The 8,854-nt window shown below is 57.2% G+C and carries 7 protein-coding genes; 6 read left to right on the top strand and 1 reads right to left on the bottom strand.

Going from position 1 to position 8,854, the window contains the following annotated elements:
* On the bottom strand, positions 1-1,225 hold a 1,225-nt coding region (locus PKC81_RS13775; protein WP_324337057.1), incomplete at its 3' end, for a leucyl aminopeptidase.
* Positions 1,226-1,433: 208 nt separating this feature from the next.
* Between PKC81_RS13775 and lptD the strand changes: the two genes are divergently transcribed.
* The 6 genes from lptD to PKC81_RS13745 all read left to right on the top strand — a co-directional run.
* The gene (gene lptD / locus PKC81_RS13770; protein ID WP_324337055.1) at positions 1,434-3,656 is read left to right on the top strand and encodes an LPS assembly protein LptD; all 2,223 of its coding nucleotides are present in this window, start codon (positions 1,434-1,436) and stop codon (positions 3,654-3,656) included.
* Positions 3,657-3,752: 96 nt separating this feature from the next.
* Positions 3,753-5,096, top strand: coding sequence for a peptidylprolyl isomerase (locus PKC81_RS13765; protein ID WP_324337053.1), 1,344 nt, complete (start codon positions 3,753-3,755; stop codon positions 5,094-5,096).
* Entirely contained in the window at positions 5,096-6,124 is a 1,029-nt protein-coding gene (pdxA, locus tag PKC81_RS13760) for a 4-hydroxythreonine-4-phosphate dehydrogenase PdxA (RefSeq protein WP_324337051.1), read from the top strand. The genes PKC81_RS13765 and pdxA overlap by 1 nt, the downstream gene beginning before the upstream one ends.
* Positions 6,121-6,942 carry a 16S rRNA (adenine(1518)-N(6)/adenine(1519)-N(6))-dimethyltransferase RsmA gene (gene rsmA, locus PKC81_RS13755; protein ID WP_324337049.1) on the top strand — a complete coding sequence of 274 codons (822 nt, stop codon included), beginning with the start codon at positions 6,121-6,123 and terminating at the stop codon, positions 6,940-6,942. The genes pdxA and rsmA overlap by 4 nt, the downstream gene beginning before the upstream one ends.
* 50 nt (positions 6,943-6,992) lie before the next feature.
* The gene (locus PKC81_RS13750; RefSeq protein WP_324337047.1) at positions 6,993-8,204 is read left to right on the top strand and encodes a hydrolase; all 1,212 of its coding nucleotides are present in this window, start codon (positions 6,993-6,995) and stop codon (positions 8,202-8,204) included.
* The coding region (locus PKC81_RS13745) for an arginine N-succinyltransferase (RefSeq protein WP_324337045.1) at positions 8,201-8,854 on the top strand (654 nt) is incomplete at its 3' end. The genes PKC81_RS13750 and PKC81_RS13745, both read left to right, overlap by 4 nt.

The raw sequence follows: 8,854 nt of genomic DNA, 5'->3' as shown, positions 1-8,854 counted from the left end.
TGTCATAGGCGGGACCAACCGGCAGGCGCCACAATTTGTCGCCGGTCGCTTTGCCGGCGGCAAGAAGCTTTTCCGAAAGTTCGTCGCTGTTCGAAAACAGGCCAGCATGTTCCTTACCGAGCGAAATGATGATCGCGCCGGTCAATGTGGCCAGATCGATGATGGTGTCAGGCTTGAACTTCTCCTGCGCGTAATGCAGCGCATCGCAAAGAACGAGACGACCTTCGGCGTCGGTGTTGATCACCTCGATGGTCTGGCCTGACATGCTGGTAACGACGTCGCCCGGGCGTTGTGCATTACCGTCAGGCATATTTTCGACAAGGCCGCAAATGCCGACGACATGGGCCTTGGCCTTGCGTCCTGCGAGAGCCTTCATCGCGCCAGCGACCGCACCGGCGCCGCCCATGTCCCACTTCATGTCTTCCATGCCGCCGGCGGGCTTGATCGAGATACCGCCAGTGTCAAAGGTCACGCCTTTGCCGACGAACACCACCGGCTTTTCCTGCTTGCCACTGGTTCCATCCCACTTCATCACCAGCATGCGGGCTGGGCGAACCGAACCCTGCGCAACACCCAACAGCGCACCCATGCCCAGCTTGGCCATTTCCTTGTCATCGAGAACATCGATCTCGACGCCCAAAGCTTGCAAATGCTGACAGCGTTCGACAAAACTTTCTGGGTAGATGATATTGGCTGGTTCGCTGACCAGTTCCTTGGTCAAAGCAACACCGTCGGCAATTGCCGCATGGCTGGACCACAGCGTCTCCGCCTCGGCCGGTGCGCCCACTACTGTCAGGCCGGTAATCGTTGGCTTCGACGTTTCGGGCAGTTTCGTGCGATATTTGTCAATCCGCCAGTTCCGCAACAGCGCGCCATAAGCAACCTCGACTGCGGCCTTTGCGTCGAGATTGGCTGCATGCAGGGCAATGGTCTTTGCGCCACAAGTCTGCACTTTGGCGAGCAGATCGCCACCTGCACGGGGATAATCCGCTGCGTCACCGTCGGCGACAGCGATCAGCGCAATACGGATTGTGCGTCCACCTTCTTGCGCAAAATAGAGAAAGCTTTGCCCGGCATTACCTTCAAAACGGGCGAGCTTTGCGGTTTCGCGAGCAGCCTCGGCATTTTCGAGCGGGAATGCAAAACTCTCCCACTGGCTCTTTTGAATAACGAAGCCGATGACGTCAGTATCGGTGGGACGTTCGGCGGCAAAACTTACCTGCATCTGGAAACTGCCTTTCAGCGATTGGGATCAGAAATTCGCGGAATCCGCTCCGCATGCGTTCTGGCGAACGCTATAAGCAAACATTCAGCCCGGATTAAAGCAAAAGATGGTTGCGGTAACCAAGGCTTAGCCTCCATGAGTTATACAGGCGACTGAATCCGGCACTGGACCCTGCCCGATTGCAGCGATAAAGGACCCGACCAGATCAATGGCATTCCTGACATCCAGACTTGCAAGCCCGGCCAGCGCATTGTGCGTATCGTTGCTACTTGCCTGTGGTTTAGGTGGAGTAGCCAAGGCTCAGGAAATGGCCCCTGCCAAGAGTGAGGCCACAGACGAAATCGCCTTTTCCGCCGATAAGCTGGATTATGAATTTGCAACCGACACGGTAAAAGCCAGCGGCAATGTCATCGCACGCCGCGACGGCTACACTTTGCGTGCTGATTTAATTTCATGGGATCGTCGTTCGGGCAAAGTTACCGCTTCTGGGAATATCCGCTCGGTCGGGCCAGAGGGTGATGTCGCCTATGGCGATTCGATTGAGGTGACCGAGTCCCTTCGCGACGGGATCGTCGAAAATATGCTGCTCGTCCTCAACGACGGCAGCCGACTCGCCGCCAACAAAGGGACCCGCGCTGATGGCATGATGACGCTGGAAGGCGCCGCGTACACACCTTGTGCAGTCGAGGGCCCTGATGGTTGCCCGAAAGATCCCAGCTGGCAGGTCAAAGCCGTCAAAGTCGTTTACGATCCGGTCAAAAAGCGCGTCAAATATGAAGGTGCACGGATAGAACTGTTCGGCTTGCCGGTTATCCCCCTGCCTGGCCTGTCGCACCCTGCAGAGACCGCAGCAGGAAGCGGCTTCCTCGTTCCCAATCTGCGTTTCTCCCGCAACAACGGTGTCGAAATTGAACAGGGCTATTACTGGCGTCTGTCCGACAATCGCGATCTGTTGCTATCGGGACATGTGTTCAGCGATGTCGCACCAATGGCGCAGGCGCGGTACCGCGCTTGGGAAGACAAGGGTGCATTCCAGATTACTGGATATGCCACCTACAGTCAGAAGGTCTCAACTTCAGGCACCGGTGCGATCGGAAAAGATGTCTTTCGCGGTTACATCGATGGTGCTGGCAAATTCCAGTTCACGCCCAACTGGTCAGCCTCTGCTTCGGTACGCCTTGCAACAGACCGTACCTTTCTGCGCCGTTATGACATCAGCCGCGACGACCGGCTGCGGAACAATATCAATGTCGAGCGGATCGACGAGAATAGCTATTTTGCGTTCAACGGCTGGGGTGTGCAGACGCTTCGTACTGGCGACCGTCAAGCGCTGCAGCCCATAGCCCTTCCTGAAATTGATTATCGCCTTCGCCTTACTGACCCGGTGCTGGGCGGAAAGGTGCAGTTGCAAGCAAACAGCCTGTTAATCGGCCGGACTTCCGGGCAGGATACGCGCCGCGCCTTTGCCTCGGGGCGCTGGGATCTGCGCACATTAACCGGCCTCGGACAGGAAGTGAATTTCACCGTGCTTGGTCGCGGCGATGTCTATCACAGCGACGAAAACCTCACGACGATAACACCCAGCTATCGCGGCGAAAGCGGTTGGCAAGGGCGTGGCAGTGCGACTGCAGCAGTTGATATGCGCTGGCCATTTGTGGGCGAGGCCTTTGGCGGCACCCAAATCGTGACGCCGCGGGTGCAGCTGGTTGGCGCGTATACTTCATCCAACCTCAAAATGCCCAACGAAGATGCGCGAGCGGTTGATCTCGAGGACAGCAACCTTTTCGCGCTCAATCGCTTTGCAGGCTATGACCGGATCGAGGATAATGTCCGCCTGACCTATGGCCTGGACTGGTCAATCAAAGGCAAGGCAACGAGCTTCGACTTCAACATCGGACAAAGCTATCGCCTTTCTAACAAAACCGCCATTTTCCCAGACGGAACGGGTCTTTCGGACAAGGTATCAGATATTGTCGGTCGCAGCGAATTTCGTTTCCGCGATTTTGTGAAACTGACCCATCGTTTTCGGCTGGATAAGGACAATTTTGCGATTCGCCGGAACGAAATCGATGCCACGGTCGGATCGCGGGGCACCTATGTTCAGGCAGGATATCTGCGTCTAAACCGTGACATAGGTGCCAATATCGAAGACTTGGCCGATCGTGAGGAAATCCGGCTTGCCGGTCGCTTGCGGCTTGCCCGCTATTGGTCATTGTTCGGATCCACGATCATCGATCTGACCGACCAGAACGAAGATCAACTCTCGGTCTCTGATGGCTATGAACCGATCCGACATCGACTTGGACTGGCTTATGACGATGATTGCCTTTCCATTGCCGTCACCTGGCGCCGCGACTATCAGCCAACCGGTGATGCGCGCCGTGGCAACACATTCCTGTTCAGACTGGAATTTAAAAATCTGGGCGTCTAAGGAAGACGACCAAGGGGGAAATCTGGCTTGTCAGCTATCGTTCAGCCAGCCCGCCCTATTGCGCGCGGTCTCTTCGACCATTTACGGAAGTAGGAAATGAAAAGCATTTACCGTCTTGCACTGGTGACTTCTACCGCTGCTGTTCTGGCTATGACGCCCGCGAGCAGCCAATCCGTTGCTGACGAGACGGTTCCCCAAGCAACCTTGGACATACCAGGCGGCGGTCAGTTGCTGGCCAAGCCCAGCGATCCCAATGTTCGCAAGGCTACGGCAATCGTGAATGGTGAAATCATCACCGGCACCGAAGTCGACGAGCGGCTCGCTCTCATCATTCTGGCCAACGATGGTCAATTGCCTGCTGAAGAAGTCGCTAGATTTCGCTCGCAGATTTTGACCAATCTCATCGACGAAACACTGCAAATACAGGAAGCCCTAGCCAACGAGATTGAAGTCACCGATGGTGAGGTCAATCAGTATTTCGAGCGGGTGGCCGTGCAGAATTTCAACCGCTCCGTTGCAGAAACCGAAACCTATCTTTCTTCAAAGGGTAGTTCGATTGCGACCCTAAAACGTCAGATCAAGGCCGAGCTTTCATGGAACCGCCTGCTCAGCCGTAATGTGCGCCCATTCATCAACGTCAGCGACGATGAGGTGAATGCGATCATGGAACGCATCAACCTGACCAAGGGTACGACCGAATATCGCCTGGGCGAAATCTATCTTTCGGCAACCCCCGAAAATCAGGAACAGGTATATGCCAACGCGCGGAAGATTCTCGAACAAATCCAGCAAGGGGGATCGTTCACGGCCTATGCCCGGCAGTTTTCTGAGGCTTCGACCGCAGCTGTAGGTGGCGATCTGGGCTGGGTCCGGATGGAGCAGTTGCCACAGTCGCTGGCAACTGCAGCATCGCAAATGCGGGAAAATGAGATTGTTGCTGTTCCGGCACCGGGGGGAATCTCGCTGCTTTTGTTGATCGACAAGAGGCAGGTGGCAACGACCGATCCCCGCGATTCAGTACTGAGTCTGAAGCAACTTGCCATCAACTTCCCTGCCGGTACAACCGAGGCCAAAGCGGGCGAGACGGTGAAGCGCTTCAACAGCGAAACCCAGAAAATACGTGGCTGTGGAACCGCAGATGATACCGCAAAGTTGCTAGGGGCTGATGTGGTCAATCGCGATGGCATCAAGGTTCGCGATCTGCCGGGACCGTTGCAACAGATCATGCTGGACTTGCCAATAGGGCAGTCGACACCTCCTTATGGTTCGCTCGAGGATGGCATTCGCGTTTTTGTCCTGTGCGGCCGCGATGCTCCCGAAACTGCATCGCAGGAATCGTTCGACGATGTGATGTCGCGCTTGGAAGATGAGCGAATCAACAAGCGCGCGCGCCTCTATCTGCGCGATCTGCGTCGCGACGCGATCATCGAATATAATTGATGGCTGGCGCTGACATCAGCCTGCCGCTGGCCATATCCAGCGGTGATCCGGCAGGTGTCGGTCCCGAAATCATCGGCAAGGCTTGGGAAGCACGCAAAAAGCAGAAGCTGAAAAGCTTTTTTGCCATTGGAGATATTGCGAGCTTCGCCCATCACTGGGATGGACCGGTCGTAAGGATCGACAATCCGGATCAAGCAGCCGAGCGGTTTGATGACGCTCTCCCGGTATTCCACGTTCATGACTGTGCATCGATCATCCCGGGTACCCCGGATCTGGACGGAGCGCACTGCGCCTTACAGGCGCTGGAACTAGCGACCGGTTTCGCACGGTCCGGAACGGTCGCAGGGCTTGTCACAGGGCCGGTTTCCAAGGCGCAGCTTTATGCTATTGGCTTCAACTATCCGGGGCAGACTGAATTTGTTGCCGAACGGTGCGGCGTAGAACGTCGCAATGCTGTTATGATGCTGGCCGGACCAGACCTTCGCGTCGTACCGATGACGACGCACATCCCGCTCGCCAGCGTTGCTTCGCAACTCGATGTCAGGCTGATCCGGCGCAGAATCAGGGCGACTGCAAAAGGATTGGCTCGTGATTTCGGCATCGCCAATCCACGACTCGCACTGGCAGGTTTCAATCCGCACGCGGGCGAAAGTGGCAATCTGGGCCGCGAAGAAATTGACATTTTTGCGCCGGCGATTGCTTCAATTGCCGATGAAGGCTTCAACGTCATTGGCCCCCTGCCAGCAGACACGATGTTCCACACGGAAGCGCGAAGAAATTTCGATGCCGCGCTCTGTGCCTATCACGACCAAGCGCTTATTCCGCTGAAGACGCTATATTTCCACGAGGCGGTTAACATCACTCTGGGTCTGCCCGTCATCCGCACATCGCCCGACCATGGCACGGCATTCGGCATTGCGGGCAAGAATGAAGCACGGCCTGATTCGATGATTGCCGCGATAAAAATGGCAGGCGAAGCCGTGGCCAACCGAAAGGCCTTTGCCGAAGCCGCCGCCTGCCCGGCATGAGCCAGCCCCAACTCCCTCCCCTACGTGAGGTCATCGCGAAGCACGGTCTTTCTGCGAGCAAGGCACTTGGGCAGAATTTTCTCTTCGATGAGCAATTGCTTGATCGAATAGCGGCCATTCCCGGCAAACTGGTCGGCGAGAATGTCTACGAAGTTGGTCCAGGCCCCGGCGGACTCACCCGCGCGTTGCTCCGTGCGGGTGCGAATGTCACCGCGGTGGAACGAGACCGGCGCTGCCTCCCCGCACTGGATGAATTATCAGAAGCTTTCCCCGGGCAGCTCCGGGTGATCGAAGACGATGCGATGAAAATCGATCCTGCGCAGGAAATAGGTGCGCCTTTCCACATTGTCTCGAATCTTCCCTATAATGTCGGCACAGCGCTCGCCGTTGGTTGGCTCAGTGGCGACGAATGGCCCCCGGCGTGGAAATCGTTGACGCTGATGTTCCAGCGCGAAGTAGCCGACCGTATCGTCGCCAAGCCGGGCACCGACGCTTATGGACGTTTGGCGATATTGGCCCAATGGCGGTGCGAGGCCCGCATCGCGATGCCGGTACACCGCAGCGCCTTTACCCCTCCCCCCAAGGTGATGTCGGCCGTCGTGCACCTGACGCCAAAAGAGCAGCCCGAGGGCGTGCAAATGGCGACGCTTGAAACGCTGACTGCGGCTGCATTCGGCCAGCGCCGTAAAATGCTGCGCCAAAGCCTGAAGGGTATTCGCGGCGCAGTGGAAGCGATGGAGCGCGCCGGAATTGCAGCGGAACGTCGGCCGGAAACGCTCACAATTGCGGAATGGCTCGAACTGGCTCGACTGCTCTAAACGCGCCGCTAGGGGTGGCGCAACGCGCTGCACCCCGCTACAGATATCAAATGCAACCGCTTTCGAAATCTGAGCACGCAGCGCTCGAACGGCCGGACCATGACCGGATGCTGGCGCAAGTGCAAATCTGGGCCGGTATCAACAGCGGGACCGGCAATTTGAAAGGGCTTGGAACAACGGCGAGTCTGCTCGCAGATGCCTTTGCGTCGCTGCATGGCGAGGTGGAGCTAGTCGAACCTGCGCCGGTTGAAAAAGTGCTGGCTGACGGGTCGATTGTAGAGGTGGCGCATGGCCGCCATCTGGTCACCACCGTGCGCCCGAACGCACCGGTCCAACTGCTGCTGACCGGCCATATGGACACGGTTTTTGCGGTTGATCATCCGTTTCAGGAGCAACGCTGGCTAGATGAAGGCGTACTCAACGGTCCAGGTGTAGCGGACATGAAGGGCGGAATTGCGGTCATGCTTGCGGCCTTGTCTGCAGCCGAAACTGCACCGGAATTCCAGAATGTCGGGTATCAGGTGATGATCAACAGCGATGAGGAGACTGGGTCGGCCTCCTCCGCTGAGCTGATAAAGCAGTTGGCCAATGGCAAACTGGCCGCTTTGACCTATGAGCCTTCTGCACTTCCAGACGGCACATTGGCCGGAGCGAGGGCCGGAAGCGGCAATTTTTCAATCATCGTGACCGGACGCAGCGCCCATGCCGGACGCAATCCGCAGGAAGGCAGAAACGCCCTGCTCGCGGCAGCAGACCTTGCGTTGCGGCTGAAGGCGCTGACGCGCGACGGCCTGTCGGTCAATCCAGCCAAAATCGATGGCGGCAGCCCGAACAATGTGGTGCCTGACCATGCCGTTCTGCGCGTCAATCTGCGTCCCCATAGCCCTGGACTTCAGGACATTGCCTATAATGAAATCAAAAGGTTGGTTTCAATTATTGAGCAAGAGCATGAGGTATCCATCCATCTGCATGGCCATTTCAACCGCCCGCCCAAGCCGCTGACACCAGACGCTGAAAAGCTCTTCGGCCTCGTCAAACGCTGCGGCGAGGATTTGGGCCTTTCCATCGGCTGGAAGTCAACCGGCGGGGTCTGCGACGGCAACAATATCGCGGCTTGCGGCGTTCCCGTTGTCGACACGATGGGTGTTCGCGGAGGCAGTATTCATAGCAGCGACGAATTTCTGATAACCGAAAGCCTGGTGGAACGCGCGCGCCTTTCCGCTTTGACCCTGCTTCGGATCGCACAAAAAGGGGCAATATGAAGTTCATTATCCGTCCGGCCAACCTGTCGGACCTGCAACCCATGTATGAAATGGCCAAGCGCACCGGCGGCGGGTTCACCAATCTGCCCCCCGATCGCAAGGCGCTGACCGCCAAGCTGGAAAGGTCGGCCGAGGGTTTTGCGCGCGAAGGTGAAGGCGTAGGCGACGATCTGTTCGTATTCGTCCTGGAAAACCGCGAAACCGGCGAAGTGCGAGGCACCTGCCAGATCTTCTCTGCCGTTGGACAGAAATGGCCCTTTTACAGCTATCGCATCGGCGCACTGACCCAGCACAGCGTCGAACTGGAACGCACTTTCCGGGCCGACATTTTAAATCTTTCGACCGACCTTGAGGGCGCGACCGAAGTTGGGGGGCTGTTCCTGCACCCCGGAGAGCGCGCAGGCGGCCTCGGTATGCTCATCGCGCGCAGCCGTTATCTCTTCATCCGCAACCACCGCGAACGCTTTGCCGATCGTACGCTGGCCGAATTGCGCGGTGTCATTGACGAAGCAGGTGGTTCGCCTTTCTGGGATGGCGTTGCCGGTCGTTTCTTCGGCATGAATTTCCAAGATGCGGACGAATTCAACGCCAAGTTCGGCAACCAGTTCATTGCCGATCTGATGCCCAAGCATCCGGTCTATATCGCCATG

This window comes from Sphingorhabdus sp. (genome assembly GCF_035329025.1).
In the GTDB taxonomy this organism is placed as follows: Bacteria; Pseudomonadota; Alphaproteobacteria; order Sphingomonadales; family Sphingomonadaceae; genus Sphingorhabdus_B.
The sequence above is the reverse complement of the archived record's forward strand: the minus strand, read 5'-3'. Positions and strand labels throughout refer to the sequence as shown.